This is a genomic window from Sphingosinicella sp. BN140058 (genome assembly GCF_004135585.1).
GTDB lineage: Bacteria > Pseudomonadota > Alphaproteobacteria > Sphingomonadales > Sphingomonadaceae > Allosphingosinicella.
This window is the reverse complement of sequence record NZ_CP035501.1, coordinates 1,243,287-1,269,080: the sequence shown is the minus strand read 5'-3', so window position 1 is coordinate 1,269,080 and position 25,794 is coordinate 1,243,287. Positions and strand designations below refer to the sequence as shown.

The window sequence follows — 25,794 nt, the reverse complement described above, 5'->3', positions numbered from 1 at the left end:
GGGTGGCCGAGGGTCATCCATCGCGCCAGGGAATCCATTCGCCGCATATCCGTTCGGAACCGGAACGGACTCGCACGCGTCTTCCACGCATGGCCGCGTTCGATTCTCTGTCCGTGAAACCCGGCTTGCCGCCGATGGAGGCGAAGCTGGTCGACGCCTTGCCGGAGGAGCCCGGCTGGCGCTTCGAGCCCAAATGGGACGGCTTTCGATGCCTCGTGTTCCGCGATGGCGGCGAGGTCCATCTCCAGTCCAAAGCGGGCAAGCCGCTCGGCCGCTACTTTCCGGAAATCGTCGAAAGCATCCGGGCGATGGAGGCGGACCGGGTGGTTCTGGATGGCGAGCTGATCATCCCGATCGGCGGCGTGCTCTCGTTCGACGCCCTCCAACTGCGCCTTCATCCGGCGGAGAGCCGCATCCGCCGCCTCGCCGCCGAGACCCCGGCCCAGTTGATGCTGTTCGATCTGCTCCATTCCAAGGAGACGGGCTACCGCGATGCACCGCTTGCGCATCGCCGCCGTGCGCTCGAGATCGTCCACGGCGCCGAGCGCCGCGACGACATCCTGCTCTCGCCCTATGCAGACGATCGCCAGGTCGCGCAGGGCTGGCTCGACAAGGCCGGCGGTGCGCTCGACGGCGTCGTCGCGAAGCGCACCGATGCGCCGTACCAGCCCGGCGAGCGGGCGATGCTGAAGATCAAGCAGCTGCGAACTGCCGACTGCGTCGTCGGCGGCTTTCGCTACGCGACCAACAGCCGTCAGGTCGGCTCCCTGCTGCTTGGCCTGTTCAACGATGACGGCAAGCTCGACCACGTCGGATTCACCTCCGCCATTCCGGCCGACGAGCGGACGGCGCTCACCGAACGGCTTGAGGCGCTGATCGGGCCGCCGGGGTTCACCGGCGATGCGCCGGGTGGACCGAGCCGCTGGTCGACCGAGCGGACCGGCGAATGGGAGCCGCTGCGTCACGAACTGATCGCCGAGGTGCGCTACGACCACGTCACCGGCAACCGCTTTCGCCACGGCACCAAGTTCCTGCGCTGGCGACCGGACAAGGTGCCGGAGCAATGTCGAATGGATCAATTGCAACCGGAAGCGCGGCCCGCGGAACTTGCGGGCCTGAGGAGCGGAGAATGAGCGGCGAGCGGTTCGTGGAAGGCATCCGCCTCAGCAATCCGGACAAGATCCTCTATCCCGAGCAGGGCATCACCAAGAGCGATCTCGCCGATTATTATGTCGCGGTTGCCGACCGGATCCTGCCGCAGATCGCATTTCGCCCGATCACCATGGTGCGGTGTCCGACGGGGCAGGGCACGAAGTGCTTCTATCAGCGTCATGCCGGCTCCGGCGTTCCCGAGCAGCTCGGCGAGATCGTCATCCCCGGGTTCGACGAACCCTATCTCTACATCAAGGACGTGCCCGGGCTGATCGCACTGGTGCAGATGGGCGTGCTGGAAATGCATCCGTGGGCGGTGACCGTGGATCATCCCGACCGCGCCGACCGGATCATCTTCGATCTCGATCCGGACGAAGGGCTCGGCTTCGACAGCGTGATTGCCGCCGCTAGGGAGGTTCGTGACCGGTTGAAGGCGATCGGCCTCACCAGCTTCGTCAAGACCACCGGCGGCAAGGGGCTGCACGTCGTCGTCCCGATCGCGCCAACCGCCGACTGGCGCGACGTCAAGAGCTTCGCCAAAGGGCTCTCGGCGGAGATGGCGGCGGATGCGCCCGACAAGTTCCTGACCAAGATCTCCAAGGCGGAACGGGCCGGCCGCATCTTCATCGATTATCTGCGCAACGATCCGACATCGACTGCCGTCGCCGCCTATTCGACGCGGTCGCGCGAAGGCGCGCCGGTAGCAATGCCGCTAAGCTGGTCGCAGGTGAAAGCGGGGCTCGATCCGTGCGCCTACACGATCGCGACGGTGCCGGGGCTGATTGCCCGCCAGGCGTCCGATCCCTGGGCCGACATGGCCGCGACCGATCAGATCCTGCCGGAGGCGCCGCGCGGCTGAAGCGGCGCTTGCCGTTACGGCGGCGACCCCTATCTGGGCGGGAAAGGAGATCAGGCGATGGCGAGCGAGCAGATCATTTTGGCCGGCGGGTGCTTCTGGTGCACCGAAGCGGTGTTCAAGGACGTGATCGGAGTCAGTGAAGTCGAGAGCGGCTACATCGGCGGCTCCGTCGCCAATCCTACCTACAAGCAGGTCTGCGGCGGAGACACCGGCCATGCCGAGGCGATCCGGGTGACCTTCGATCCCGAGGCGATCGGCCTCGACGACATTCTCGACGTGTTCTTCGGCACCCACGATCCGACCCAGCGCAACCGTCAGGGCAACGACATCGGCACCCAATATCGCTCCGCCGTGTTTCCCAAGGACGAAGCGCAGGACGCGGCCGTTCGCCGCGCGATCGAACGTGCGCAACTGGATTGGCCGGCGCCGATCGTCACCACCATCGAGCCGATCTCCGAATGGTGGCCTGCCGAGGATTATCATCAGGATTATTGGGACGGCGAGGGTCAGAGCAACAGCTATTGCCTGGCGGTGATCCCGCCCAAGCTCAAGAAGCTGCGCAAGAGCTTTGCAAATCGGGTGAAAGTCGACACCGCTGCCTAGAGGAGGATCGGGTCAGGCCGAGGTGGCCTGACCCGTCAACCCTCCACCGGTCTTGATCCAGGGCGTGAAACCAACTTAGCTCTCCCCTGTTGGAGGATTCCGGCATGAGCCTGACCGAACGTCACGACATCGCTTACGTCATCCTGGCCGTGCTGGTGATCGGACTGGCCATGGTCATGCTTCATTTCCGGCGCGCGCGGCGGGTGGAACGCCGCAACAATCGTGCACCGATCGACCTTGGCGCCCGTCGCGACGAAGATTGACCGGCCCGTTGCGGCAATCGTCTGCCGCGGGCCGACGTTAGGCCGCTTCCCCGATGCGTAACTGCCCATCCGCAGAGGCCGGGATGGTAAAGCGGAAGATCGTGCCGCCACCCGCACGCGACTCGGCCCAGATCCGCCCGCCATGGGCTTCGACGATGGTCCGGCAGATCGACAGGCCGATGCCCATGCCGTCCTGCTTGGTGGTGCGGAACGCCGTGAACAGGATATCCTGTGCTTCGGGAAGGATGCCGCTGCCGGTGTCGCTGACGCTGATCTCGATCATCTCGCCCGGCGTAGACCGGGTCTCGACGACCAGTGAGCGCTGAGCCACGCCGTGCATCGCTTCGAAGCCGTTGCGGATCAGGTTCAAGAGGACCTGCTGAACCTGAATACGGTCGACGAGCACATGCGCGTCCGGATCGTGGATGATCACGCGGTGGCGGATGCCCTGCAAATCGGCTTCGAGGAAGGCGATGCTGCCGATTTTGTCGATGATGTCGGCGAGCTTCTCTGACCGACGGGTGACGCTGCCCCGCACCATTTCCCGCAGACGGCGGATGATCTCTCCCGCACGAAGCGCCGTCTCCTGCGCGGCGGTGATCGCGTCGAGCGCCTGTGCCGCATCCCCTTGGCGCTGCCGAACGAGCAGGCGACGGGCGATCGACATGTAGTTGGACACGGCGGTGAGCGGCTGGTTGAGCTCATGTGCCAGCGCCGAGCCCATCTCCCCCATGGCGTTGACCCGGCTGACGTAGATCAACTGGTCCTGGATGAGCTTCTCGCGCCCCGTCGCCTCTTCGCGAGCGGCGATCTCTTCCTTCAGATGAGCTATGCGGTAGAAGAGGAAGCCGCCGATCAGCACCAGCCAGACCGCGATGATGCCGAGATACCATTGGGCGGAGCTGAACCGCCGGCCCTCGATAACGATTTCGCGTATGCGAAACGAATGCCCACCCAGGCCCGGCGCGGTTCCGGTGTGCACGGAGAGTGCGATGACGTTGTCGAAGGCAGGACGGCTGAGTTCCGGCGGTACATGATGCTGCGTCACCCACCATTCGGCGACGCTGAAGTTATTGGGGGCGAGTGACACCTCGGTGCTGCCGCGAGGATAATCAAACTCGATCTGGTTGAACTTGGCCGTCTCGCTATGGTTCGGCTGGCTGTAGCGCGTATCGAAATTCTTGAGGAACACGCGCACGGTGCGGCTCGGACCCTTGTAATCGAGCTTAAGGCGGACGGCGGTGAGGTTCGACAGGTCGAGCCCGCGCGCGTGGCGCTCGGCATCGAACAGCAATTCGTAGCCGCAAAACGGAATCTCGACCTTGGCGCGCAGCGCGCATCGCCAGGCCATCGGCGTGCGCGGGTCAGGCGAAACCGTGGAGACGCCGCCAATCTGCTGGTCGCTATAGGCGTAGCCGACGTAATTCGGCTTCGCGTCGGGCGCGAAGCGTATCTCCTGGCGCAGGATCGCGTTTTCGAACACCACGGAGACAAGCGTCAGCAGCAGCAGACACACGATCAACGCCTCGAAGCGGAGACTTCGCAGCAACCCGGCAATGCCGGACCTCGACCATGGCAACTTTCTTAAAATCGAACCCATGCAGCCATCTCGATTCGCGACAACCGGCTCCCGCAATAATCAGGAAACCGGTTGCAACCATTGCCATTTTAGATGCGCAATAGCTGCTTTCGGGCTTCTGAACGCGATATTGTCGATCGAAAGACCGGACGCGCCGACCGAAGGATCAGCCGAGCCGCGAAAGGGTAAACGCAACGAGGAAGCCGGCGACGGCGATCAGGCCGGCATAATCCTGGGTGCCTTCGAACGCTTCGGGCACCATCGTGTCGACGATCATGGCGAGAATGGCCCCGGCGGCGATTGCCTGGACGGCGGCGATGCTGCCGCCGGAGGCACCGGCGAACAGCAGGTAGCCGGCGAGGGCGGCGACACCGGCGCTGAGCGCGATCGCGCTCCACAACAGGAAGACGAATCCCGGGCGCTTGCCCTCGGCCTTCATTCCGGCGGCGCTGGACAGTCCTTCGGGAAGGTTGGACAGGAAGACGGCGGCGACGGCGACGAGGCCGACTCCCTCGCCGCGCAGCAGGCTGACCCCGATGACGATCGATTCGGGGATGCCGTCGAGCAGGGCGCCGAGCGCGAGGGCGCCGCCATTGGCGCCCCCGCCCGAACCTTCCTGCTTTCGCACCGCCTCATCCGACCGTTTGCGATGCTTCGCGCCCCAGCGGCTGAGCAGGAGATTGCATCCGGTGTAGACGGCCGCGCCGCCCAGGAAGCCGCCGGCGACCGGAAAGAAGCCGCCCTGCCGCCAGGCTTCGTCGACCAGCTCGAACGACAAGGCCGAAATGAGCACGCCGGAGCCGAACGCCATGATCGCGGCGATCACCCGGCGCGGCAGCGGAAGGAACCAGCCGACCAATGCACCCAGCAGCAAGGCAGAGCCGCTCAGCAGTCCCCAGAGGCCGGCCTGGATCGCTACGGGCATGGCGCCGCTTCCCTCATCCTTTCGGGGCTGCGGCGCGGCGCAGCCGATCGTTGATCGCCAGCCCAACGCCCGTGATCGGCACCGGTGCCACGGCGATCCGCGCCGCAGGCGCCGCCTCGGCGCGGTGGAGGGCGCCGAACAGACGTGCCGCAGCCTCGGCGAGGTCGCCCGCGGCGCTGAGCGTGTCGTCGCCGGGCACGGACCCGAACCCGATCATCCACTCGTCGGCTTCCGGCTGCCGCACGTTGAGGCGGACGGGCTTCGAGGGCGCATAATGGCTGCTGAGCTGGCCGGGCGCCTGGATGCCTTCGCCGGCCTCGGAGGTCGGCAGACCGGCGATCCTGGCGAGCATGTCGAACGGTACCGGCCCGGCACGCAGCAGGGCAATCCCACCGTCCGGAAATCCGACGATCGTCGATTCGAGCCCATGCGCCGTCTCGCCGCCGTCGACGATCAACCGTATCCGACCGCCCAGAGTCTTCAGGACATGCTCGGCGCGGGTCGGGCTGATCGCGCCGCTGGCATTGGCGGAGGGGGCCGCGAGGGGGCGCCCGCCCGCCCGCAGCAGATCGCGCATGGCGGGATGGGCCGGGCAGCGCAACGCCACCGTCGGCAGGCCCGCAGTCACCGCCGCAGCCAGTCTCGAACCCCGCTTCACCGGCACGACGAGGGTGACAGGGCCCGGCCAGAAAGCTTCGGCGAGGGTACGCGCGCCGGCGGTGAGATCGGCCAGGCGCTCCGCCTCCTCGACATCGAGCACGTGGACGATGAGCGGGTTGAATGCCGGCCGGCCCTTTGCGGCGTAGATTCGGGCGACCGCGGCGTCGCTGCCGGCGTCGGCGGCGAGGCCGTAGACGGTCTCCGTGGGCAACGCGACCGGCCATCCGCCGCGCACCAGGGCAGCGGCGGCGTCGATCGCGGCCGCACCATAAGGCAGGATCAGGGTCTCGGGGTTTTGCTGGTCCACCCCCGCGCGCTATAGCGCCGGCTCCGCCCGCGCAACCTGAGGACGCCATGACCTACACGCCGCCCGTCGCCGATCAGAGCTTCCTGCTCCGGCACATCGTCCGCATCGACGAACTGGCCGCGCATCCCAGCTTCGCCGAGGCGAGCCCGGATCTGGTCGAGGCCATAGTGGTGGGAGCGGGCGCCTTTGCGGCGGGAGAGTTCGCGCCGCTTAACCGGATCGGAGACCAGATCGGCGCCAAATGGTCGCCCGACGGGGTCACTCTGCCGCCTGGCTTCCGCGAGGCCTACCAAGCCTATGTCGAGGGCGGCTGGGGCACGTTGTCGGGGCCGACCGACCATGGCGGCCAGGGGCTGCCGCTGACGCTCGCGACGGTGGTGATGGAGGATCTCGGCTCTGCGAACATGGGCTTCTCGCTGATCATGATGCTGACGCCCGGCGCCGTCGAAGCGCTGAAGCATCACGGATCGGAAGACCTCCAGCGGCTCTGGCTGCCGAAGCTGATCAGCGGCGAGTGGACGGGAACGATGAACCTGACCGAACCGCAGGCCGGGTCCGACGTCGGTGCGCTCAAGACCCGCGCGGTGCCCAATGGCGACGGCAGCTTCACGATCACCGGCCAGAAGATCTTCATCACCTTCGGCGACCACGACCTTGCCGACAACATCGTCCATCTGGTGCTCGCGCGGACTCCCGATGCGCCCGCGGGCACCCGCGGCATCTCGCTGTTCCTGGTGCCCAAATTCCTGCTCGCCGGAGACGGCGCGCCGAGCGTGCCGAACGACGTCCGCTGCGTATCGATCGAGCACAAGATGGGCATCCACGCCTCGCCGACCTGCGTGATGTCCTATGGCGACGAGGGCCGCTGCAAGGGCTGGCTGATCGGCGAGGAGAATGGAGGGATGCGGGCGATGTTCACGATGATGAACAATGCCCGGCTCAACGTCGGGCTGCAGGGCGTGTCGATCGCCGAGATCGCGACCCAGCAGGCCGTCGCTTATGCGCGGCAACGCGTTCAGGGTGCCCGCGAAGGCGCTCCCGCCGCGATTATCGGCCATGCCGACGTCCGCCGCATGCTGCTGCGGATGAAGGCACTGACCCAGGCGGCTCGCGCGCTCGCTTACTACGCCGCCCGGCAGACCGACCGTGCGACGCTCGGCGATGCGGCCGCGAAAGCGCGCGCAGACCTGCTCACGCCTCTGGTCAAGGCTTATGGCACCGATGTCGGCGTCGAGGTGGCGAGCCTTGGCATCCAGGTTCATGGCGGCATGGGCTTCATCGAAGAGACCGGCGCCGCGCAGCACCTGCGCGACATTCGCATCGCGCCGATCTACGAAGGCACCAACGGCATCCAGGCCGCCGATCTGGTCGGCCGAAAGCTGGCGATGGACGGGGGCGGCGTGCTCTCCGCCCTGCTCTCCGAGGCGCGTGCCGATGCCGCCGACGAGCCGGCATTGCTGGCGCTGATCGACAGCGCCGACGCGGTCGCTCGTCACTTACTCGGCGCTTCCGCCGATGATCGGCTGGCCGGCGCCTATCCGTTCCTGACCCTGCTTAGCATCGCGGTCTGCGGCTGGCTGATGAAGCGGCAGCTGACCGCCCTCGAGGGCGAGCAGGACGTTGATCCCACGTTCGCGGCGATGAAGCGGGCCGCGGCGCGCTTCTATCTCGACCGGCTGGTGCCCGAGGCGAACGGACTTGCCGCTGCGGCCATAGGAGGCGCGGAAGCGCTTTATGGGATCGACGAAGAGGCGTTCGCCGCCTGAGCTGTCGCCGCCTGCCTAAACTCAGGCGACGTTGGCGAGCCGCATCGGGCGCTGACCGACGGAGCGGTAGATACGCGGCCCAAGATCGAGCCGGAACGCGCCCATCTTCGCCGACGGCTGATCGGCCTCGCGGCCGACGAGCCACGAGCGGGAGGTGCGGCCCTTGCCGCCCTCGGCCCAATCGTAGGCGACGTTGATCGCGACCACCGGCACGAACACGCGCCGCCCCTGAATCTCGATCTCGTGCATTTCGCTCTTCGGCAGCGACAGCATGCTGGCGAGTTCGAGCGTGTCGCCGGGCAGGATGGTGACGTGGGGCGAGCCGCTGAGATCGTGGATCGGACCCTTGACGAACGTATCGATGTCACGCTCCGCATCGGCGTTGAACATCCGGCTGTCGATGCGGATGTTACGCGCCTCGATGTCGCCGACGTTGCGCAGCACCATGTCGAAATGCACCCTCGCTTCTGTACCCGTTGCGGCGGCGCGATCGGCGCGGAACTCGATTTCGAGGCGCGCGCGCGGGCTCGGCGCCGGGACGGGGGCGGCCGGGGCCGCCTTGAGGCGTGCGGCGGCGGCGCGCGAGGGGGCGACCGATCGTTCCGTCCGTTCCGCGACGGTCCGACGGCGACGACGACCCAAACCGAAGAAAGCGAGCAGGGCGAGCAGTGCGGGCACGGCCACCCACAGCCAGGCCCAATCGTTGCCGGCCGGTGCGGCGGGGGCGGAGGGTGTCGCCGCGGGTGCGGCGGGTGCCGCCTGCGGGGCCGGAGTGGTCGGTGCCGGAGCGACGACGGGTGCGGCAGGCGTAGGCGCAGCGTCGACCGGGATCCCGGCAGTCGGCGGCGCAGGCGCCGGCTGGGTGCTCGGCGACGGCTGCGCCTGTGGAGCAGGCTCGGCCCCGCGCGGCACCGGACGGGGGGCGGTGCGCGTCGGTGCGGGCGTGACGGCAGGCCGCTCGGCCGGCGGTTGCGTGCGGGGAACGACGGGGATCGTCGTCGTCGACCGAGGCAATTGCACGGCCGGCGCCGAGGGAGCGATTTCGGGGCCGGCTGGGTTCGGCTGCGCAGGCGTGGTTCGCTCGCCCTGAAGCTGAAAGTCCTTGAGTGCGGGAGGGCCGACCGTCGTCGGCGCCTGCTCCTGCGCGAAGAGCACGGTGCTCGCCCCCGAGGCGGCAAGAACGGACGAGAGGACGGCGGCCCTGAGGCTGCGGCGGCTGTTCAACATGTCGATTGGGAATTCCCTTTGCCCGCGCGTCCTTTACCCGCCGAAGCGGCGGCGAGTCTAGCGCGCCGACCGGCAACCCGAGATGAACGGGATCGGATTTGCGGGGAGCGTCAGCGGCCGCGAACGGAGATCAGCCACATGTCCGGCCGAGCACCGAGGCGCAGAGGCAGAATGCTGGTGCCGACGCCGGCGCCGACCACGAGCGTCTTGCCGTTCTCGATCATCAGCCCGCAAGCGTAGCGATCGCCGTAGCGCGACATCGTCGAGAGCGGTCCGATCAGCGGCAGGCTGATCTGGCCGCAATGGGTGTGGCCGGCGAGGACCAGCCGGATGTGGCCGGGCACGTCTGGGAAGGGGTCTGGGCTGTGCGAGAGCAGGACCGGCACGCCGCCCGCCGCGCGCATGCGCCGGAGAGTCAGCGGCAGATCGTCATGGTCGGTGTAAGCGTCGTCGACTCCGCCGATCGCGAAGGGGCCGGCGCGCGCGGCCTGATTGTCGAGCAAGCGCACGCCGGCATGCCGCAAGGCCTCGCCGAGGCCTGCCGGGTCACGCCAGTGATCGTGATTGCCGAGCACTGCGAACACTCCGAGGCGCGCCTTCAAGCCTGCGAGGGGCGCTGCGATCTCGTCGTCCGAATAGATGCGGGTGCCTACGCCTTTGTCGCCGATGAAATCACCGCCGATCAGCACGAGATCGGGCCCAATCCGATTGATCTGGTCGACGATGTCGGCGAGCCGTTCCGGCGGCATGTCGGGCCCGGCGACATGGATGTCGGAGATCAGCAGCAGCTTGAGCGGCCGGCCGCGCAGGCCGGGCAGGGTCAGTTCGGCGCGCCGGACGACCGGGGTCGACACCGCCACCGCATAGCCTAGGGCTGCCAGGCCGAGACCGAGCAGCACGAGGATCGCGGTGGCACGATAGAGTGTGGAGCGGGACATTGCGGCGCGGGCCGCGATCAGGCGAGGGCGCGGCCGACCAGATCGTCGAGATCGAGCCCGAGGCGGCGGATCTGCGCAGCGATTCCGGGCCAGCGCTGCTCCAGGAACTCGCGGCGCTCGGTGTCGAGCAGCCGCTCGGCTGCGCCCTCCGACACGAACATGCCGACGCCGCGGCGGACCGTGACCAGCCCTTCGTCCTGAAAGGTCTGATAGGCCTTGGCGACTGTGAGCGGATTGGCGCCATATTCGGCGGCGAGGCTGCGCACCGAAGGAAGGGCGTCGCCTTCGCGCACCTTTCCTTCGAGGATCATCGCGGCGATCGTATCGCGCAGGCGAAGATAAACGGGACGGTCTTCATTGCTCACATGTGGCATGGTGTACTAATACGGCAAAGGGGTCAAGCTGGCGTTAGTACGGTATGGCAGGGGACGACAGGAACCCTGTCTTACCTGTGCCAAGTGCTGACCACCGCATCGAAATCGGGACGCGGGCGCTCTTCGAGGGGCGCGCCGGGGGTGCCGAGGAAGATGAAGCCGGCGATCCGGTCGCCTTCGCGCCCGCCGAGTGCCTGGAGCACCTCCGGAGACGAGGCCGCCCAGCCGGTCACCCAGCCCCCGGCAAAGCCGATCGCATGGGCGGCGTGGAGCAGGTTCATGCAGGCGGCGCCGCAGGACAGCTCCTGCTCCCAAAGCGGGATCTTGACGCTCTCGACCGGCGTGAACAGCACGGCCACCAGTTCCGGTGCCTGCCGGGCGAAGCGCTCGTTCGCTTCCAGTTCGAGGCGACCAGGCTCCGGCCGTTCGTGGCGGTAGGCGCGGTCGAGCAGTTCGGCAAAGGCCCCGCGCGCACCGACTGGAATGTGGACGAAGCGCCACGGGTGCAGCTTGCCGTGATCGGGCGTGCGGGTGGCAATCTCGAGGATCTGACGAAGCTGTGCGGCATCGGGGCCGGGCGCGACCAGATCGCGGGGCCGGCCGGAGCGCCGGGTGCGGAGCAGAGCGAGCGGCGAGGAGGGATCGTTGAACATCTTGGCCCCCGCTAGCAGTCTGGAGATGCTGCAACAATCCGCTTCACAAGGCCGAATTGCCCGCTAGGGTGCGCCGATTGCACTTGCCCCTTTGGCGCCTTCGACGGCCGCCTTCTGGAGACTTTCGTATATGGTGAATGTCGCTGCCGATAACACGACGGAGGGCGAGCGTCCCGGCGTCTCACGAAGCGATAACGACACCTGGTTTGAACATCCCCGACAATTGAAACGGCTGTTCACCACCGAGATGTGGGAGCGGTTCGGTTTCTACGGCATGCGGGCGCTGCTGACGCTCTACCTTGCCGAGCATTTCCTGTTCAACGACCAGACCACCACCGGTCTCTACGGCGGATTCACCGCGCTGGTCTACCTGACCCCGCTGATCGGCGGTTTGCTCGCCGATCGCTATCTCGGCTCCAAGCGCTCTGTGAAGTTCGGCGCGGTGCTGATGGCGCTGGGCTATTTCACCCTGTGTTTCGGCGGCGAGACCGCCAAGCCCTACGCGCTGGTCGACGGCCAGCGCTACGAGGTGCAGATCGATCGCGCCGCGGAAGGATCGCCGCAATATCTGATCGCCGGCGACCAGCGCCTGCAGATCCGCGGCAATGACGACAAATCGGTGTCGCTGATCGCCGCCGACGGGACGGAGAGCCGGCGGATCGCCGCCGGCGGCTTCGAGTCGCAGGGCGAACGCTCCAGCTTCTTCACCATGCTGATGCTCGCCGGCCTGTCGCTGGTGACGATCGGCAACGGCTTCTTCAAACCCAACATCTCGACGATCGTCGGTTCCCTCTACCAGGAGGGGGATCGCCGCCGTGATGCCGGTTTCACGATCTTCTACATGGGCATCAATCTCGGTTCGCTGATCTCGCAATTCTTCTGCCCGATGCTGGCGGAAAGCGTCGGCTGGTGGGCGGGCTTCGGCCTGGCCGCGATCGGCATGCTGTTCTCGTGGGTGCTGATCCAGTTCGATGGCGGCCGTCTCAGCGGCTATGGCGAGCGCCCGGAGGGAGTCGGCGGCGAGCGCGATCTGGTCATCTATGCCTGCGCGATCGCCGCGGTTCCGGTGGTCTGGTTCCTGTTCAGCAACCTGATGCACTATACCGCGCCCGAAGCGGGATCCGGGATCATCGGCTACATCGCGTCGCTGCCGATCATGGGCAAGGTGCTGTTCGGCACCTTCCTGATCGGCGTGCCCGCAATCCTGATCTGGTCGTACAAGAATGGATCGCGGCAGGAATTCCAGATGATGGTCGCGGCGATGGTGCTGATCATCTTCAACGTCGTCTTCTGGACGCTGTTTGAACAGGCCGGGTCGTCGCTGACCCTGTTCGCCGACCGCAACACCGATCTGGCGATCCAGTGGACCGGGCCGCTCTTCGCCATGTTCCGCTCGGCGCCGTTCACCTACTATCTGGTTGCCCTGCTGCTCGCCTTCGGCCTGTGCAGCCTCGCCTGGTGGTTCTTCTCCTATGGAGAAAATCGTGAAACCAAGCGGACGATGGGGATCGGCTTCCTGGTCGTCGCGACGGTGGTGACGATCGGGCTGCACTTTGCCCGCAACAGCCTGATCAACCAGCCGGTCTATGTCATGCCCGCCGGCCAGACCCAGATCTTCAACGCGCTGTTCATCGTGCTGCTGGCGCCGATCTTCGGCATCATGTGGAACGCGCTCTCCAAGCGCGGCATCGAGCCGACCATCCCGATCAAGTTCGCGATCGCCCTGGTCGGCGTCGGCGCCGGTTTCCTGTTCCTGGTCTGGGGCGCGGCGTCGGCCGGATCGGACTTCAAGGTCGGGGTCGCGTGGCTGGCGGGCCTGTACCTGATCCATTCGATGGCCGAGCTCTGCATCTCGCCGGTCGGCCTGTCGATGATCACCAAGCTGTCGATCGCCCGCATCGTCGGCATGATGATGGGCGTCTGGTTCCTGTCGATCTCGGTCGCGCAATATGTCGCCGGGGTGGTCGCCCAGGTCGCCAGCGTCGAGACGGTCGGTGGCCAGGTGACCAATTTGAAGGTCAGCCTCGACACCTATAGCGACGTGTTCCGGACGATCGGCCTGGTCTCGGCCGGGATCGGCGTCCTTCTCCTTCTCCTTTCGCCGCTGCTCAAGAAGTGGATGCATGGTGTCAAGTAAGAGCCTAATCCTGCCCCTTCTGGCGGTCCTCGCCGCCTGCTCCACCACCACCGAAAGCAAGACCCCGAAGACCGCGAGCGCCGGCGAGAGCCGGTCGAAGCCGGCCACCTATTCGCGCGATCCGTTCCCGTCGACCTACAAGGTCTATCCGGGGGTGCCGACCGCAATCACCGGCGCGACCATCTTCGACGGCGAGGGCGGCCGGATCGAGAATGGCACGATCGTGCTCGCCGACGGCGTCGTCCGCGCGGTCGGCGGCGCCGATACGCCGATCCCGGACGGCGCGACCCGCATCGACGGCCGCGGCAAATGGGTGACGCCGGGCGTGATCGACATCCACAGCCATCTCGGCGACTATCCCTCGCCTTCGGTCGAGGCACATCAGGACGGCAACGAAGTGACCGGCCCGGTCCGTCCCGAAGTCTGGGCCGAGCATAGCGTGTGGCCGCAGGATCCCGGCTTCACCCGGGCGCTGACCAATGGCGGCGTCACCTCGCTGCAGATCCTGCCCGGATCGGCCAACCTGTTCGGCGGCCGTTCGGTGACGCTGAAGAACGTGCCCGGTCGGACGATGCAGCAGATGAAGTTTCCGGGTGCGCCTTACGGCCTGAAGATGGCCTGCGGCGAGAATCCGAAGCGGGTTTACGGCAGCCGCAACCAGATGCCGGCGAGCCGGATGGCAAACGTCGCGATGATGCGCCAGACCTGGGCACGGGCGCAGGAATATAAGAGGCGCTGGGACAAATATGAGAAAGACGGCGGCGAGATGCCGGCCCGCGACCTCGCCATGGAGACGCTCCGCGGCGTGCTCGACGGCGAGATCCTCGTCCACAACCATTGCTACCGTGCCGACGAGATGGCCAACATCATCGATATGTCGAAGGAGTTCGGCTACAAGGTGTCGACCTTCCACCATGCCGTGGAGGCCTACAAGATCGCCGATCTGCTGAAGCAGAACGGCATCTGCGCCGCGCTTTGGGCGGATTGGTGGGGCTTCAAGATGGAAGCCTATGACGGGATCAACGAGAACATCCCGTTCGTCCACAATGCCGGCGCCTGCACCATCGTCCATTCGGACGATCCCAACGGCATCCAGCGGCTCAACCAGGAAGCGGCCAAAGCGCTCGCCTTCGGGCGCAAGGCAGGAATCCAGATCCCGGACGAAGTCGCCTGGACCTGGCTTTCGATCAATCCGGCAAGGGCAATGGGCATCGCCGACAAGACCGGCAGCCTCAAGCCCGGCAAGATGGCCGACGTGGTGCTGTGGAACGGCCATCCGTTCAGCGTCTATACCCGTCCGGCGGAGGTCTGGATCGACGGCGCGCTGATGTACGATGCGGCCGATCCGGCGCGGCGGCCCGTGACCGATTTCGAGCTTGGCCAGCCCGGCGAAGGGGACGTGAAGTGAGCGCCATGACCAACTTGAAGCGCAGCGCCCTGCTGCTCGCGCTCGGCCTCGCCGCCGGCCCTGCCCTGGCGCAAACCATTGCGATTACCGGCGGCACCGTCGCCCTCGGCGACGGCTCCGAGCCTATCCAGGGCGGAACCGTGATCGTCCGCGACGGCCGCATCGTCGCCGCGGGCCGCGATGTCGCGATTCCTCCCGGCGCGCAGCAGGTCGACGCCGCCGGACGCTGGGTGACGCCGGGGATCGTCGCCGGCTTCTCGCGGGTCGGCCTGGTCGAGGTCGACGCGGTCGCTGCGACCAACGACACCTCGGCCGGCAACTCGCCGTTCAGCGCGGCGATCGACGTCGCGCCGGCGATCAATCCGCGCGCCGCGGCGGTCGCGGTCAGCCGCGCCGGCGGAGTCACCCGCGCGGTGGTCGCGCCCGAGACTGCGCGCAGCATCTTCGCCGGCCAGGGCGCGATCATCGATCTCGGTGCGGACATGGAGCCGATCACCCGCGCCCGCGCCTTCCAATATGTCGAGCTCGGCGAGGCGGGGGCGGACGAAGCCGGCGGCAGCCGCGCCTCGGCCCACGTGCTGTTTCGCAACGCCCTGCGCGAGGCGCGCGATCTCGGCCGCACCGGTATTTCCGGTGGCGGCGCGACGCGGCGGGAAGCGCGGGCCAACGACCAGCGCGATCTGCCGCTCGAGGAAGTGCCCGAAAATCGGCTGCTCGGACCCGGTGCACAGCGCTCCGACGACGTACTGCTGACCCGCTTCGATGCCGCGGCTCTGGTGCCGGTGCTTCAGGGACGGCAGATGCTGCTGGTCCATGCCGAGCGCGCCAGCGACATCCTGCAGGTGCTGGCGCTCAAGCGCGAATTTCCGAACCTGCGCCTCGTGCTGATCGGCGCAACCGAGGGTTGGACGGTCGCCGAGCGCATCCGCGCGTCCGGTATTCCGGTGATCGCCAACGCGCTCAACGATCTGCCAGCAAGCTTCGAGCAGCTCGCCGCGACCCAATCCAACGTCGCGCGGATGCGTTCGGCCGGAGTCGATGTCTCGCTCGGCCTGATCAACAACGAGGAATCGCGGCAGGTCCGGCTCTCCACCCAATATGCGGGCAATCTCGTTGCGCTTCAGAAAGTGCCCGGGGCGGCCGGCTTGAGCTGGGGCGAGGCGCTGCGCATGATCACTTCGGGGCCGGCGGAGGCGCTCGGCCTCGGCGGCGAACTGGGCTCGCTCAAGGCGGGTCGGCGCGCCGACGTGGTAATCTGGGACGGGGATCCGCTTGAGAACGGCTCTGCGCCCGTCATGGTGATGATCGACGGCGTTCAGCAGCCGCTGCAGACTCATCAGACCCGGCTTCGGGATCGCTATCGCACGGCGACCGAAGGGGCGCTCCCCAAGGCATACGAGCGGTGATCGAGACCGCCGGCCTCGTGCTGGCGACCGCCGCGTTCGTCGGCACACATCTCGCCTTGTCGCATCCGCTTCGGCTCCGCCTCGTCCAGAATACGGGCGAAGCGGGGTTCGCGGCGCTTTATTCGATCGTCGCGATCCTGACCCTCGGCGCGATGGTCCTCGCTTACTGGTCGATCCGGATTTCGCTGCCAATGTGGATCGCGCCGGGCTGGTGGTGGCCGGTCGCCTCGGCGCTGATGCTGGTGGCATCGATCCTGCTGGTCGGATCTCTGTTCGGCAATCCGGCCTTGCCGATGCCGGGCGGAGCCAAGCGTGCGATGCAAGCGCCCCGCGGCGTATTCGCGATCACCCGCCACCCGATGAACTGGAGCTTCGCCTTGTGGGCCCTGGTCCACATCAGCCTGTCCTGGTCGCCGCGCAACCTGATCGTCGCGACCGGGATCCTGATCCTGGCGATCGCCGGCTCGATCGGGCAGGACCGGAAGAAGAGATCGACGATCGGGAAGGCCTGGCTGCAATGGGAAGCCCGGACGAGCTTCGTGCCGTTCGCGGCCCTGCTGTTCCGAAAGACGCCGTGGAGATCCGCATTTCCGGGCTGGGTCGCACTCGGCGGCGGTCTTCTCCTCTGGCTGCTTGCGACTTGGTTGCATGCGCCGTCCGTCTCCCGGATCGTCACCCTTGCCGGCGGCGGTCTCGACTGAGCCCAATCAGGCGGGTTCTTCCTGCAGCAGCCGGTCCTGCTCGCTGAGCGGGCTGGACTCGTCGAAGCCCGATCGCTTCGCCACGGTGGCGGTGGTGGCGACGTCCATCGCAACGTTGCCGGTGGTGCGGATGATGTCCGGCAAGGTCTCGACCGCGACCAGCAGCACGAGCGGTTCGATCGGCACGCCCATCGCGATGCAGATCGGCCCGATCGCGCTGATGAAGCTGACCGACCCGGGCAGGCTGATCGAGCCCAGGGTGGTGGTGGCCGCGACTGCGACACCGGCGGCGATCTGCATCGGCCCGAGCGGAATTCCGAACCAATTGGCGACATAGATCGCGACCGCCAAATTCATCGCCGGGCCGGTGGCACGGAACAGGGCCACGGCGAGCGGCAGGGTGACGCCCGAGGCGGCGACCGGCACGCCCACCTTCTCGGCGCCGCCGAGCATTGCCGGCAGCGAGGCGAGCGAGGATTGGGTGCTGATCGCGACCGCATGGCTCGGGCCGATCGCGCGGGTAAATTGGCGCGGGCCGATCCGCGCGCCGAAGAAGGCGAGCGGCCAGGCGGCGAGCCAGACGATGGCGCCGATCGAGGCGATGACGATCACGTAGTGGATGAGGGCGCCGAATGCGGCCAGCCCGGCGCGGGCGCCGACAACGTAAGCAAGCGCGAAGACGCCGAGCGGCGCCAGCCACAAGACCCAGTTGATGATCACCAGCATCGCGTCGGCGATGGCGCGGAAGAAGCCGGTCAGCAGCTCGCGCTGCGCCGGGGCGAGCCGGGTCAGGGCGAAAGCGAAAACGACGGTGAAGAAGATCAGCGGCAGGATCGCGTCGTTGGCGGCGGCGGCGATCGGATTGGTCGGGATCACCGACGTCAGGAACTGGCCCAATGTCGGGATCTGGCCGACTTCCTGGCTAGAGGTGGTCAAAGCATCGCGCAGCCGCGCGGCCGCTTCCGCGGGCATCGGCCACAGCCGCAGCAGCAGCGGAGTCATGAACGCCGACATGATCGCGCCGCTCCACAGCACCGCCATGAACAGGATCACCGCCCGGAACGCCAGCCGGCTGGCACGCACCGCCTCGGCCGAGGCGGCGATGCCGGTGATGAGCAGCGACACGATCAGCGGGATGATGGTCATGCGAAGGGCGTCGAGCCACATGGTGCCGATCGGTTCGCCGACGGCGATCGCATTTTCGACCCACGAACTGCCGTAGCGGGCGCTCAAGATGCCGAGCAGGAGACCGATGGCGAGGGAGGCGAGGATGCGTTTGGCTTGGCTCATCGACGTTCCTTAACCGCGTCCGCAGGAGCGCGGAAGGGACCTCAAATGCGGGGAAGGAGAGAGGCTCGGCGGCGGGGCGCTTCCACCCCGCCCGATCACGCTCTATGACCGGCGCAACCAAGCCGACGTCAACGTGCGGCGCAGCAGCCGAGGTAGCAAGATGGGGCGGAAGTTCTTCGGGACGGACGGAATTCGCGGGCGGACCAATCAGAGCCCGATGACCGCCGAGATGGCGCAGCGTGTCGGCCAGGCGGCCGGCGCGCATTTCCAGCGCGGCGATCACCGCCATCGCGTAGTGATCGGCAAGGATACGCGGCTTTCCGGCTACATGATGGAGACCGCCCTGATCTCCGGCTTCACCAGCGTCGGCATGGACGTGGTGATGGTCGGACCGGTGCCGACCCCGGCCGTGGCCTTGCTCACGCGATCGATGCGCGCCGATCTCGGCGTGATGATCTCTGCCAGCCACAATCCCTATTACGACAACGGCATCAAGTTGTTCGGTCCGGACGGCTACAAGCTCTCGGACGATGACGAACTGGCGATCGAGGCTTTGCTCGACGAGCGGCCGAAGCTGGTTGATGCCTCGGCGATCGGGCGCTCGCGCAAGATCGAGGATGCCCGGGGCCGCTACATCCACTTCGCCAAATCGACCTTTCCCGAGGAATTGCGCCTCGACGGCCTCAAGATCGTCGTCGATTGCGCCAATGGCGCCGCCTACCAGGTCGCGCCTTCGGCGCTGTGGGAGCTCGGCGCCGAGGTGATCGCGATCGGAGTCACGCCCGACGGGACCAACATCAACGACGGCTGCGGCTCGACCGATCCGGCGGCGCTGCAGGCCCGGGTCGTTGCCGAAGGCGCCGACCTCGGCATTGCGCTGGACGGCGACGCCGACCGGGTGATCATCGTCGACGAGAAAGGCGCGATGGTCGACGGCGACCAGTTGATGGCGGTGATCGGCCTCTCCTGGGCCAAACGCGGCCTCCTGGAAGGCAACGGCATCGTCGCCACCGTGATGTCCAATCTCGGTCTCGAGCGCTTCCTCCAGACCAACGGCCTCGATCTGGTGCGGACCAAGGTCGGCGACCGCCACGTGCTCGAAGCGATGCGCAGCGGCGGCTTCAACGTCGGCGGGGAGCAATCCGGGCACATCATCCTGTCCGACTACGCGACCACGGGCGACGGCCTTGTCGCGGCGCTGCAGATCCTGGCCTGCTTGGTCGAGGAAGGGCGGCCAGCGAGCGAAGTGCTGCACGCCTTCGATCCGTTGCCGCAATTGCTCAAGAACGTCCGCTTCGGGGGCGGCGCACCGCTCGACACGGACAGCGTAAAGGCCGCGATCGCGGATGCGGAGAGGCGCCTCAGCAATGTCGGCCGTCTCGTCATCCGCAAATCGGGCACCGAGCCGCTGATCCGGGTGATGGCCGAGGGCGAGGACGAGAAACTGGTCGAGGAAGTGGTGGATTCGATCTGCGAAGCGGTGAAGGCGGCCTGATGCACCGGACGATCGGCCGATGACTCCGCCGCGGGTGCTGATCGTCGCCGGATCCGACAGCGGCGGCGGCGCCGGGATCCAGGCCGACATCAAGACGGTGACGATGCTCGGCGGCTTCGCGATGACCGCGATCGCGGCGCTAACGGCGCAGAATACGCTTGGCGTGCAGGGCGTGATGCCGGTGCCGGCGGACTTCGTCCTCGCCCAGATCGAGTCGGTGCTGGCCGATCTCGGCGCCGATGTCGTCAAGCTCGGCATGATCGGATCGGCCGCCACCGCCACTGCCGTGGCGGCACGACTGGAGGCGCTCGGCTCACTTCCGATCGTCTTCGATCCGGTGATGGCGGCGAGCAGCGGGTCGGTGCTTGCCGATCCGGAGACGATCGCCGCGTTCGAGCGGCTGATGCGCGTGGCGACGATCGTCACACCCAATGCGCCCGAGCTTGCGGTTCTGACCGGTCGTGCCGTCGAGACACTCGACGATCTCGCCGCCGGCGCCGAGGCGTTGGCAGCGCGCACCGGCACGGCGGTGCTCGCCAAGGGCGGGCACCTGCCGGGGGAGACGCTGACCGATCTGCTGGTGCGACCGGGTGCGCCCGCCCGGCGCTGGCACTCGCCGCGGCGCGACAGCCGCAACACGCACGGCACGGGCTGCACGCTCGCCAGCGCCATCGCCTGCGGCCTTGGTGCCGGCATGGCGATCGAGGATGCGGTCGACCGCGCGCGTGCCTACGTTCAGGCGACGCTCGCCGCCGCGCCCGGTTTCGGTGCCGGGCACGGGCCGATGGGCCATTCGCTCGACGCCGATCCGTTCGGACGGATCACCGGGGACTGAGGCGCTGCCGGGGCGTCAGTGGCCGCCGTGCGGAGCCGTGCCCGAGGTTTGCGGCGGCGGCACCGGGTCGCCGGCCGCGTGCGGCTTGGCGCCCTCGGCCGGCGGCGCAGCCTGAGCGCCGCCGACCTGCGCGTTGCCGGCGTCCTGAAGCGCCTGCTGGCCGGCGGAGCCCGGCTCGCTAATCGGCTGGGTGACGTTGGAGTCGCGGATCTGGTCTGCCTGGTTCTCGAGCACCGCCGCAGCTTCCGGAGTGGATTGCTCGGCGGCATTGTCGAGCGCCTCTGCGGTGTTCTCGGCCGGGCTCTGCTGGCCGCCGCCGCAGCCGGCGAGGCCGAAAGCGGCGGCAAGGGCGAGAACGGGGGCAGTGATCTTCATCGGGTGGATCCTCGGGCGGTTTGCGTCTGCCGATGAACGATGTGGGCAAGCAACGGTTGCGGCGAGGCCGGTACGAACCGTCATTCGCCGAGCGTGATGCCGCCGATGGGCGTGCCGGGCGGAAGATCCTTCACCTGCGCGTGCAACTGCCCGGCAAGATCGAGTTTGACCACGAACGGAGTCTTGCCGATCGCTTCCACATTCATCTCGCCGCCCAGTACCGGGGGCAGCCTGAAATCATAGCATTCGCCCGCCTCGAGCCTCAGGCCCGTGTCCCTCGCCCCCTCGACCAGAGCAGGAAGCAGCAGATCGGCGCGAACATCGCCGTCCTGCAGCCTCTCGGCGAAGTCGGGAAGATCGGCGGCCACCTCCCTCAGCTCGCCGCCGATGGTGTCGAGCATCCGGATCGTGCCGTCGGGGGCCTGCAAGAAGAGGTCGCCGAAGGCGGACACGGCGATCACGACGAGCCCGTCCAGATTGAGCCAGCTCCATCCGTCCAACCCGCGCAGAATGTCGGACGGCGCAGGGGCGATGAACATATGCCGGAGCTCCGGTAGCCCGGCGATCGGCTGCAGCATCACCTTGACGGACGCATGCGATTGCGTGGGGTCTGAAGCAGCGCCCGGGCTTTGTTCGGCCCCTTCCCGTTTCCCGAACAATCTCCTGAACATGCTGCCTCCCGCGGTGCCGATTTTCCGGACATTCAACGCGCGGCGCGATCCGCTGTGCCGCATCAAGGCATGCGGCGCGCACAGGCCCGCCCGGTGCCGAACATCGACACGGAGCGGGCGAAGCTACGGGCGGCAGATCAGTTGCGGATGTTGTTCAGGCTCTCGACCGCATCATTATATTCCTCGACCATGTCGTTCAGGTCCTCGACGTCGCCGCTCTGCTTGAGATCGCGAAATTCGCCGATCAGATCGGTGAGATCGCCGGCGGCGCTTTCGTAGCTGGAATCGGGGGCTTCGATCGGGCTCTTCGCGGCGGCCTTGGCAGCCGCGTAAGCGGTGCGCTGCTCGGCCAGCAGCTTTTCGATCTCCGCTACGATGGCGGTGCCCTTGGCGAGCAGTTGCGGATTCTTGACGTCTTCCGGCTTGGCGAACAGATCGATCAGGTTTTCCGATCGCTGCACGGCGACCTTGGTGGAATAGGCAAGCACGTTGCCGTCCTTCTTGAGCTGTTCGATCTCCACCGCGGTTCGCGCATCGCGCTCACGCTTCAGGATCGTGTCGAAGCCCTCCGCGGCCGCGAGCGCAGCCTGGAACTCGGCCCGCATCGCCGCATCCTCCTGCTTGCCGCGGGCCAGCTTGTCCTCGCGATAGGCCTTGCTGTCATAATAGACCGACAGGCCCTTGAGGCGGGTGACGACCTTGTCGAGCGCCGCGATCAGTGCGTCGCCGCTCTTGTCGAGATCGGCCGGGCCGCCGGGCAGGGCGCGCGCTTCCTTGAGTTTCGCCAACGCCTGTTCGAGCCAGCCGCTGCTCACCGAGACGCTGTCGGAGGGCGACTGGTTGGGGACGTCCGCCTTGGTATAATTCTCGGCCGTCTCGGGCAGTCCGAAGGTGCCGATCAGCTTGTTGTACCCTTCGGTATAGGCATCCAGCTTGGCCTGGGCGGGGTCCTTGCCGTCGGCGGTCGGGCCGGCGGCAACGGTGCCGCTGGTGTTGCCGCCGCCGGCACTGCCGTCGCAGGCAGCAAGGGCGAGCATCAAAACGGGCGTGGCAAAAATGATTGGCCGGATCTTGTCTCGAAGCACCCGTATGTCTCCCGCGTTGCTGGTGATCGTTTCGGGCACGCCTGTATGCACGAATTGGATCAGTGACAACGTCTTTGGATGATCATCTTGCAGGCCGTTGAGAAGGCACGGAAACGAGTCAGTCGCGTGGCGATGCTGGCGGCGGTGCGAGCGGGTCGGAGGCGAAGACGAGCCAGGCGAAGGCTGCCGCGAGAAGCAGGCAGAGGGCGGCCATGCCCCATTCCGCCGGGGACGAGGTGCCGTCCCGCGCCTGGCGAAGCAACGTCAAGCCCGACGCGGTGAACAGGAGCAGGTTGGCGAGTCCGATCGGCCGGGCATAGATGCCGCCGATCCTGTTCCGCCTGCTCATCCAGTCGAGGATCGCGAAGCCGAGCAGCGCAGCGCCCAGAAGCTGGATCGCCAGCGCCAACGACCCTGAGCCCGGCGCACCCAGCATCGCGGCGATCTCCTGGGGAGCGAACAAAGCGAGCCCTCCGCACGCGAAGAGCAGGAGGGCGCTGGCCGTCATGATGATCCTGCCGTTCATGCCTGCGGTCTTTCTGGCGACTGCGGAGCGGGTAGGGGTGGAGAATAATTGCCGTCTCCTGTCGCCTCCGGGCAGTCATGGTTGGCGGGCTCTAGTTGTGCCGCATCGAAGATCTCGACGCCGCTGCCCGATCGGGCGCGATAGGCGGCGAGTCGCGATTCCAGGGAGCCGGTATGGAGTTCCAGCTTGTGGCCGTCGGGATCGAGGACATAGAGCGAGGCGCCTTCGCTGCGATTGTCCTTCCAGATCGGCGCGGCGGCGCTGACCCGTCGGGCGAGCGCCTCGAAGTCTCGCGGCGAGACGTCGAAGGCGAAGTGGGTGTAGTCCGCAGCGGGAACGCCCGCGACACGATGGTCGAGCGACAGGCAGAGCCAGAGCGTGCCCGCCTCCAGATAAGCGCCTTCGTGCCAGCGGGCGCGCAGCGTGCAGCCGAGCAGATCGCGGTAGAAGGCGATCGAGCGATCGAGATCGCCGACCGCCAGCGTCAGGTGGTTGAGCCCGCGAACCGCCATGCCGATTCCGGTCAGAGCGGCTTTTCGTAGATGCGGTAGACCTTGTTGATCTTGGCTTCGAGCGCGTCGGCGAGCGACCGCATCGGCCCGTTATCCTCGAGCACCCAGCCAAACTCGCCGCGGCTGGCGCCATAGACGCTGATCGCGTCGCGGCGGATGAATTCGACCAGCATGAAGGCAAGCTGGCTCGCCAGCCGGGAAGCCTGCAGGCGCTTGACCACGCCCATCAGCGGCACCCGGGTCGAGCGGACCTTCGGCTTGCGCAGCCGCCACAGCAATTTGGCCCAGCCGAACGGAAAAAGACGCCCGTTCAAGTCGCGGGTGAATTCGTTGAGATCGGGGAGAGTCATCATGAAGGCGACCGGTTCGCCGTCGACCTCGGCGATCCGGATCAGATCCTCGAATACGATCGGCTTCAGCTTCTTGCCCGCATAAGCGATCTCCGCCTCGGTGAGCGGGATGAAGCCCCAATTGTCGGACCATGCGTCGTTGAGGATACCGAGAATCAGCTCCGCTTCCTGCTCGAACTTGCTCTTGTCCACCCTGCGGATGACGATGCGCGGGTTCTTCTCGCCCGAGGCGACGATCCTGCCGACGATCGGCGGAAAGCTGGTCGAGATCGGCACCTCGTAGGTGTAGAGATCCTTGACGCCCTTGTAGTCGTAGCTTTCGACCCAGGCTTCATATTCGGCGCGATTGTGCCCCATCATCACCGTGGGCGGATGATCATGGCCTTTGACGAGCAGACCCGGCTCGTCCCAGATCGACAGGCTGAACGGGCCCATCGAGCGGGTCATGTCGCGGCCCTTCAGCCAGCTCTCGGCGCGGTGAAGAAGCGCGTGCGCAACCTGTTCGTCGACCGCTTCGAGCATGCCCCACTGGCCGAGCCCCGCGCCCATATGTTCCAGCACCAGCCGATCGACCTGGGCCGAGATCCGGCCGACGATCTTGCCGCCGCGCTCGGCGAGGAACAGGCGTGCCTCGGCATGTTCGAACCAGGGGTTGCTGCGCGGATCGAGCAGCCCGTGCACCTCCGTCTTGAGCGGCGGGACCCAGTTCGGATCGGACCTGTTGTGAGAGAAGGCGAAGTCGACGAACGCCTTGCGGTCGCCGGCGTCTTCGACCGCGCGGATAGTGATCTCTGCCATGGCGGGAGTGGTAGACGCTCGATTCATTCCTGTCACGATCCCCACTGCCGGTGCCGCCATGAAAAAGGGCCCCGATAGCGGGGCCCTTCGTCATCGTGGTTGCTTCGGCTTATTCGCCCCGTTTGCGCGGGTGGCCGGTGGCGACGCCGCCGGACAGTTTGGCGACATGCGGGTAACGCTCGGCGACTTCCGGCGTGTAGCCGAGGTTGAACACGGTCGGGCTTTTCTGCGGCCGCTCCGAGCGATCGTAGAAGGTGCCGAACAACTTGTCCCACAGGAAGGTGGTGATGCCGTAATTGCCGTTCTCGTCGTGGAAGTGATGCGCCATGTGGCGCTTCTTCATCTCGACCAGAACCTTCGCCCGCGGCTTGTAGGCGAGGTGCTGGATGCAGTGGACGAACTCGTAGAAGCAGGTGGTGAGCAGGCCGGTGGCGAATGCCGCCATCGCACCGCCGACTGGGGCATCCCAGAAGCTGCCGATGATCCAGCCGATCGGCAGGGTCGCTGCGCCGATCGCGGGCAGGGTCGTGTGGAGCGCACCGAACAGCACTTCCAGGTGATTGGGATCCTGGTGGTGATCGTAATGGATCCGCTTCCAGGTCGCGGCCAGCGCCGGCACCTTGAACATCCAGCGGCTGTGCAGCACCCAGCGATGCAGCACGTACCAGACCAGGGGATAGACGAGAGTCGCGACCGCGACCGTGATCAGGGTCGGCACGAGCGGCGCGGGACGGTAGGCGAAGACGACCATCGCCGCTGCGGACAGCAGCAGATAGGCGATGATCGCCGGGTACTGGAAGTAGGCGACGACCAGCTCCTTGAACGTCATCTTGTCCAGATGATGCTCGCGCCTCCAGAAGCTCGGGCGGGCAGCGTGTGCGAGTTTCACCTTGTAATCC

Annotated in this window: 25 protein-coding genes and 1 pseudogene; 11 read left to right on the top strand and 15 right to left on the bottom strand. The window is 66.9% G+C overall.

Going from position 1 to position 25,794, the window contains the following annotated elements; all coding sequences use genetic code 11:
* Nucleotides 1-89 precede the first annotated feature (89 nt).
* From ETR14_RS05750 to ETR14_RS28150, 4 genes are all read left to right on the top strand, one after another.
* Complete coding sequence (locus tag ETR14_RS05750) at nt 90-1,133, top strand: ATP-dependent DNA ligase (RefSeq protein WP_129383772.1); 1,044 nt, start codon at nt 90-92, stop codon at nt 1,131-1,133.
* On the top strand, nt 1,130-2,011 hold the full coding sequence (ligD, locus tag ETR14_RS05745; protein ID WP_165356329.1) for a non-homologous end-joining DNA ligase: 882 nt from the start codon (nt 1,130-1,132) through the stop codon (nt 2,009-2,011). Before ETR14_RS05750 ends, ligD begins: the two co-directional genes overlap by 4 nt.
* A gap of 57 nt (nt 2,012-2,068) precedes the next feature.
* The gene (gene msrA / locus ETR14_RS05740; protein WP_129383770.1) at nt 2,069-2,614 is read left to right on the top strand and encodes a peptide-methionine (S)-S-oxide reductase MsrA; all 546 of its coding nucleotides are present in this window, start codon (nt 2,069-2,071) and stop codon (nt 2,612-2,614) included.
* Nucleotides 2,615-2,718: 104 nt separating this feature from the next.
* The gene (locus ETR14_RS28150; protein ID WP_165356328.1) at nt 2,719-2,877 is read left to right on the top strand and encodes a hypothetical protein; all 159 of its coding nucleotides are present in this window, start codon (nt 2,719-2,721) and stop codon (nt 2,875-2,877) included.
* A gap of 37 nt (nt 2,878-2,914) precedes the next feature.
* Here ETR14_RS28150 and ETR14_RS05735 read toward each other — a convergent pair whose 3' ends face one another.
* The 3 genes from ETR14_RS05735 to ETR14_RS05725 all read right to left on the bottom strand — a co-directional run bounded on the left by ETR14_RS05735 (nt 2,915) and on the right by ETR14_RS05725 (nt 6,348).
* A complete protein-coding gene (locus ETR14_RS05735; protein ID WP_129383769.1) occupies nt 2,915-4,513 on the bottom strand; it encodes a sensor histidine kinase in 1,599 nt (532 codons plus the stop codon).
* 109 nt (nt 4,514-4,622) lie between these two features.
* Nucleotides 4,623-5,381: a ZIP family metal transporter gene (locus tag ETR14_RS05730; protein ID WP_129383768.1), complete on the bottom strand. Its 759-nt coding sequence runs from the start codon at nt 5,379-5,381 to the stop codon at nt 4,623-4,625.
* A 13-nt stretch (nt 5,382-5,394) separates the two neighbouring features.
* Entirely contained in the window at nt 5,395-6,348 is a 954-nt protein-coding gene (locus ETR14_RS05725; protein ID WP_129383767.1) for an L-threonylcarbamoyladenylate synthase, read from the bottom strand.
* Between the two features lie 47 nt (nt 6,349-6,395).
* Between ETR14_RS05725 and ETR14_RS05720 the strand changes: the two genes are divergently transcribed.
* Nucleotides 6,396-8,114, top strand: a complete 1,719-nt coding sequence (locus ETR14_RS05720; RefSeq protein WP_129383766.1) for an acyl-CoA dehydrogenase — start codon at nt 6,396-6,398, stop codon at nt 8,112-8,114.
* A 21-nt stretch (nt 8,115-8,135) separates the two neighbouring features.
* On the opposite strand, the gene ETR14_RS05715 is transcribed toward ETR14_RS05720, so the two are convergent.
* The 4 genes from ETR14_RS05715 to ETR14_RS05700 all read right to left on the bottom strand — a co-directional run bounded on the left by ETR14_RS05715 (nt 8,136) and on the right by ETR14_RS05700 (nt 11,306).
* A complete protein-coding gene (locus ETR14_RS05715; protein WP_129383765.1) occupies nt 8,136-9,341 on the bottom strand; it encodes a hypothetical protein in 1,206 nt (401 codons plus the stop codon).
* A 110-nt stretch (nt 9,342-9,451) separates the two neighbouring features.
* A complete protein-coding gene (locus tag ETR14_RS05710) occupies nt 9,452-10,279 on the bottom strand; it encodes a metallophosphoesterase (protein ID WP_129383764.1) in 828 nt (275 codons plus the stop codon).
* A gap of 17 nt (nt 10,280-10,296) precedes the next feature.
* A complete protein-coding gene (locus ETR14_RS05705; RefSeq protein WP_129383763.1) occupies nt 10,297-10,653 on the bottom strand; it encodes a GntR family transcriptional regulator in 357 nt (118 codons plus the stop codon).
* 71 nt (nt 10,654-10,724) lie between these two features.
* Nucleotides 10,725-11,306 (bottom strand): nitroreductase, encoded by a 582-nt coding sequence (locus tag ETR14_RS05700; protein WP_129383762.1) that lies wholly within the window; start codon nt 11,304-11,306, stop codon nt 10,725-10,727.
* Nucleotides 11,307-11,436: 130 nt separating this feature from the next.
* On the opposite strand from ETR14_RS05700, the gene ETR14_RS05695 reads away from it, so the two are divergent.
* From ETR14_RS05695 to ETR14_RS05680, 4 genes are read left to right on the top strand one after another with little or no spacing between them, the layout of a single operon-like run.
* Nucleotides 11,437-13,443 (top strand): peptide MFS transporter, encoded by a 2,007-nt coding sequence (locus ETR14_RS05695; protein WP_129383761.1) that lies wholly within the window; start codon nt 11,437-11,439, stop codon nt 13,441-13,443.
* Complete coding sequence (locus tag ETR14_RS05690) at nt 13,430-14,851, top strand: amidohydrolase (protein ID WP_129383760.1); 1,422 nt, start codon at nt 13,430-13,432, stop codon at nt 14,849-14,851. The genes ETR14_RS05695 and ETR14_RS05690 overlap by 14 nt, the downstream gene beginning before the upstream one ends.
* Nucleotides 14,852-14,856: 5 nt before the next feature.
* Entirely contained in the window at nt 14,857-16,257 is a 1,401-nt protein-coding gene (locus ETR14_RS05685; protein ID WP_206185979.1) for an amidohydrolase family protein, read from the top strand.
* Entirely contained in the window at nt 16,254-16,958 is a 705-nt protein-coding gene (locus tag ETR14_RS05680) for an NnrU family protein (protein WP_371416752.1), read from the top strand. The genes ETR14_RS05685 and ETR14_RS05680 overlap by 4 nt, the downstream gene beginning before the upstream one ends.
* Nucleotides 16,959-16,964: 6 nt before the next feature.
* Here ETR14_RS05680 and ETR14_RS05675 read toward each other — a convergent pair whose 3' ends face one another.
* Nucleotides 16,965-18,248 (bottom strand): dicarboxylate/amino acid:cation symporter, encoded by a 1,284-nt coding sequence (locus tag ETR14_RS05675; RefSeq protein WP_129383758.1) that lies wholly within the window; start codon nt 18,246-18,248, stop codon nt 16,965-16,967.
* Between the two features lie 160 nt (nt 18,249-18,408).
* On the opposite strand from ETR14_RS05675, the gene glmM reads away from it, so the two are divergent.
* Together glmM and thiD are read left to right on the top strand one after the other, a co-directional pair.
* Nucleotides 18,409-19,743: a phosphoglucosamine mutase gene (glmM, locus tag ETR14_RS05670; protein WP_129383757.1), complete on the top strand. Its 1,335-nt coding sequence runs from the start codon at nt 18,409-18,411 to the stop codon at nt 19,741-19,743.
* A gap of 19 nt (nt 19,744-19,762) precedes the next feature.
* On the top strand, nt 19,763-20,578 hold the full coding sequence (thiD, locus tag ETR14_RS05665) for a bifunctional hydroxymethylpyrimidine kinase/phosphomethylpyrimidine kinase (RefSeq protein ID WP_129383756.1): 816 nt from the start codon (nt 19,763-19,765) through the stop codon (nt 20,576-20,578).
* A gap of 15 nt (nt 20,579-20,593) precedes the next feature.
* On the opposite strand, the gene ETR14_RS05660 is transcribed toward thiD, so the two are convergent.
* The 7 genes and pseudogenes from ETR14_RS05660 to ETR14_RS05630 form a co-directional block, all read right to left on the bottom strand.
* A complete protein-coding gene (locus tag ETR14_RS05660) occupies nt 20,594-20,953 on the bottom strand; it encodes a hypothetical protein (protein WP_129383755.1) in 360 nt (119 codons plus the stop codon).
* An 80-nt stretch (nt 20,954-21,033) separates the two neighbouring features.
* Nucleotides 21,034-21,531 carry a T6SS immunity protein Tdi1 domain-containing protein gene (locus ETR14_RS05655; RefSeq protein WP_165356327.1) on the bottom strand — a complete coding sequence of 166 codons (498 nt, stop codon included), beginning with the start codon at nt 21,529-21,531 and terminating at the stop codon, nt 21,034-21,036.
* Between the two features lie 230 nt (nt 21,532-21,761).
* Nucleotides 21,762-22,661 carry a DUF3829 domain-containing protein gene (locus ETR14_RS05650; RefSeq protein WP_129383753.1) on the bottom strand — a complete coding sequence of 300 codons (900 nt, stop codon included), beginning with the start codon at nt 22,659-22,661 and terminating at the stop codon, nt 21,762-21,764.
* Between the two features lie 166 nt (nt 22,662-22,827).
* Nucleotides 22,828-23,235: a hypothetical protein gene (locus tag ETR14_RS05645; RefSeq protein ID WP_129383752.1), complete on the bottom strand. Its 408-nt coding sequence runs from the start codon at nt 23,233-23,235 to the stop codon at nt 22,828-22,830.
* Nucleotides 23,236-23,342: 107 nt separating this feature from the next.
* Nucleotides 23,343-23,747, bottom strand: a pseudogene (locus ETR14_RS05640) (fosfomycin resistance glutathione transferase); the annotation flags it as partial.
* A gap of 11 nt (nt 23,748-23,758) precedes the next feature.
* Nucleotides 23,759-24,895, bottom strand: a complete 1,137-nt coding sequence (locus ETR14_RS05635) for an N-acetyltransferase (RefSeq protein WP_129383750.1) — start codon at nt 24,893-24,895, stop codon at nt 23,759-23,761.
* 109 nt (nt 24,896-25,004) lie between these two features.
* Nucleotides 25,005-25,724, bottom strand: a complete 720-nt coding sequence (locus ETR14_RS05630; protein WP_129391404.1) for a sterol desaturase family protein — start codon at nt 25,722-25,724, stop codon at nt 25,005-25,007.
* Between the last annotated feature and the right edge of the window lie 70 nt (nt 25,725-25,794).

Bases quoted from the DNA above. Each gene is read 5' to 3' on its own strand.
- ETR14_RS05720 (WP_129383766.1), top strand. From the start codon at position 6,396: ATGACCTACACGCCGCCCGTCGCCGATCAGAGCTTCCTGCTCCGGCAC.
- ETR14_RS28150 (WP_165356328.1), top strand. From the start codon at position 2,719: ATGAGCCTGACCGAACGTCACGACATCGCTTACGTCATCCTGGCCGTG.
- ETR14_RS05650 (WP_129383753.1), bottom strand. From the start codon at position 22,661: ATGCTCGCCCTTGCTGCCTGCGACGGCAGTGCCGGCGGCGGCAACACC.
- ETR14_RS05700 (WP_129383762.1), bottom strand. From the start codon at position 11,306: ATGTTCAACGATCCCTCCTCGCCGCTCGCTCTGCTCCGCACCCGGCGC.
- ETR14_RS05730 (WP_129383768.1), bottom strand. From the start codon at position 5,381: ATGCCCGTAGCGATCCAGGCCGGCCTCTGGGGACTGCTGAGCGGCTCT.
- ETR14_RS05645 (WP_129383752.1), bottom strand. From the start codon at position 23,235: ATGAACGGCAGGATCATCATGACGGCCAGCGCCCTCCTGCTCTTCGCG.
- ETR14_RS05710 (WP_129383764.1), bottom strand. From the start codon at position 10,279: ATGTCCCGCTCCACACTCTATCGTGCCACCGCGATCCTCGTGCTGCTC.
- ETR14_RS05675 (WP_129383758.1), bottom strand. From the start codon at position 18,248: ATGAGCCAAGCCAAACGCATCCTCGCCTCCCTCGCCATCGGTCTCCTG.
- ETR14_RS05630 (WP_129391404.1), bottom strand. From the start codon at position 25,724: ATGACGTTCAAGGAGCTGGTCGTCGCCTACTTCCAGTACCCGGCGATC.
- thiD (WP_129383756.1), top strand. From the start codon at position 19,763: ATGACTCCGCCGCGGGTGCTGATCGTCGCCGGATCCGACAGCGGCGGC.
- ligD (WP_165356329.1), top strand. From the start codon at position 1,130: ATGAGCGGCGAGCGGTTCGTGGAAGGCATCCGCCTCAGCAATCCGGAC.
- ETR14_RS05750 (WP_129383772.1), top strand. From the start codon at position 90: ATGGCCGCGTTCGATTCTCTGTCCGTGAAACCCGGCTTGCCGCCGATG.
- ETR14_RS05685 (WP_206185979.1), top strand. From the start codon at position 14,857: ATGACCAACTTGAAGCGCAGCGCCCTGCTGCTCGCGCTCGGCCTCGCC.
- ETR14_RS05705 (WP_129383763.1), bottom strand. From the start codon at position 10,653: ATGCCACATGTGAGCAATGAAGACCGTCCCGTTTATCTTCGCCTGCGC.
- ETR14_RS05660 (WP_129383755.1), bottom strand. From the start codon at position 20,953: ATGAAGATCACTGCCCCCGTTCTCGCCCTTGCCGCCGCTTTCGGCCTC.
- ETR14_RS05635 (WP_129383750.1), bottom strand. From the start codon at position 24,895: ATGGCAGAGATCACTATCCGCGCGGTCGAAGACGCCGGCGACCGCAAG.
- ETR14_RS05655 (WP_165356327.1), bottom strand. From the start codon at position 21,531: ATGCTGCAGCCGATCGCCGGGCTACCGGAGCTCCGGCATATGTTCATC.
- ETR14_RS05695 (WP_129383761.1), top strand. From the start codon at position 11,437: ATGGTGAATGTCGCTGCCGATAACACGACGGAGGGCGAGCGTCCCGGC.
- ETR14_RS05690 (WP_129383760.1), top strand. From the start codon at position 13,430: ATGGTGTCAAGTAAGAGCCTAATCCTGCCCCTTCTGGCGGTCCTCGCC.
- ETR14_RS05715 (WP_129383765.1), bottom strand. From the start codon at position 9,341: ATGTTGAACAGCCGCCGCAGCCTCAGGGCCGCCGTCCTCTCGTCCGTT.
- glmM (WP_129383757.1), top strand. From the start codon at position 18,409: ATGGGGCGGAAGTTCTTCGGGACGGACGGAATTCGCGGGCGGACCAAT.
- msrA (WP_129383770.1), top strand. From the start codon at position 2,069: ATGGCGAGCGAGCAGATCATTTTGGCCGGCGGGTGCTTCTGGTGCACC.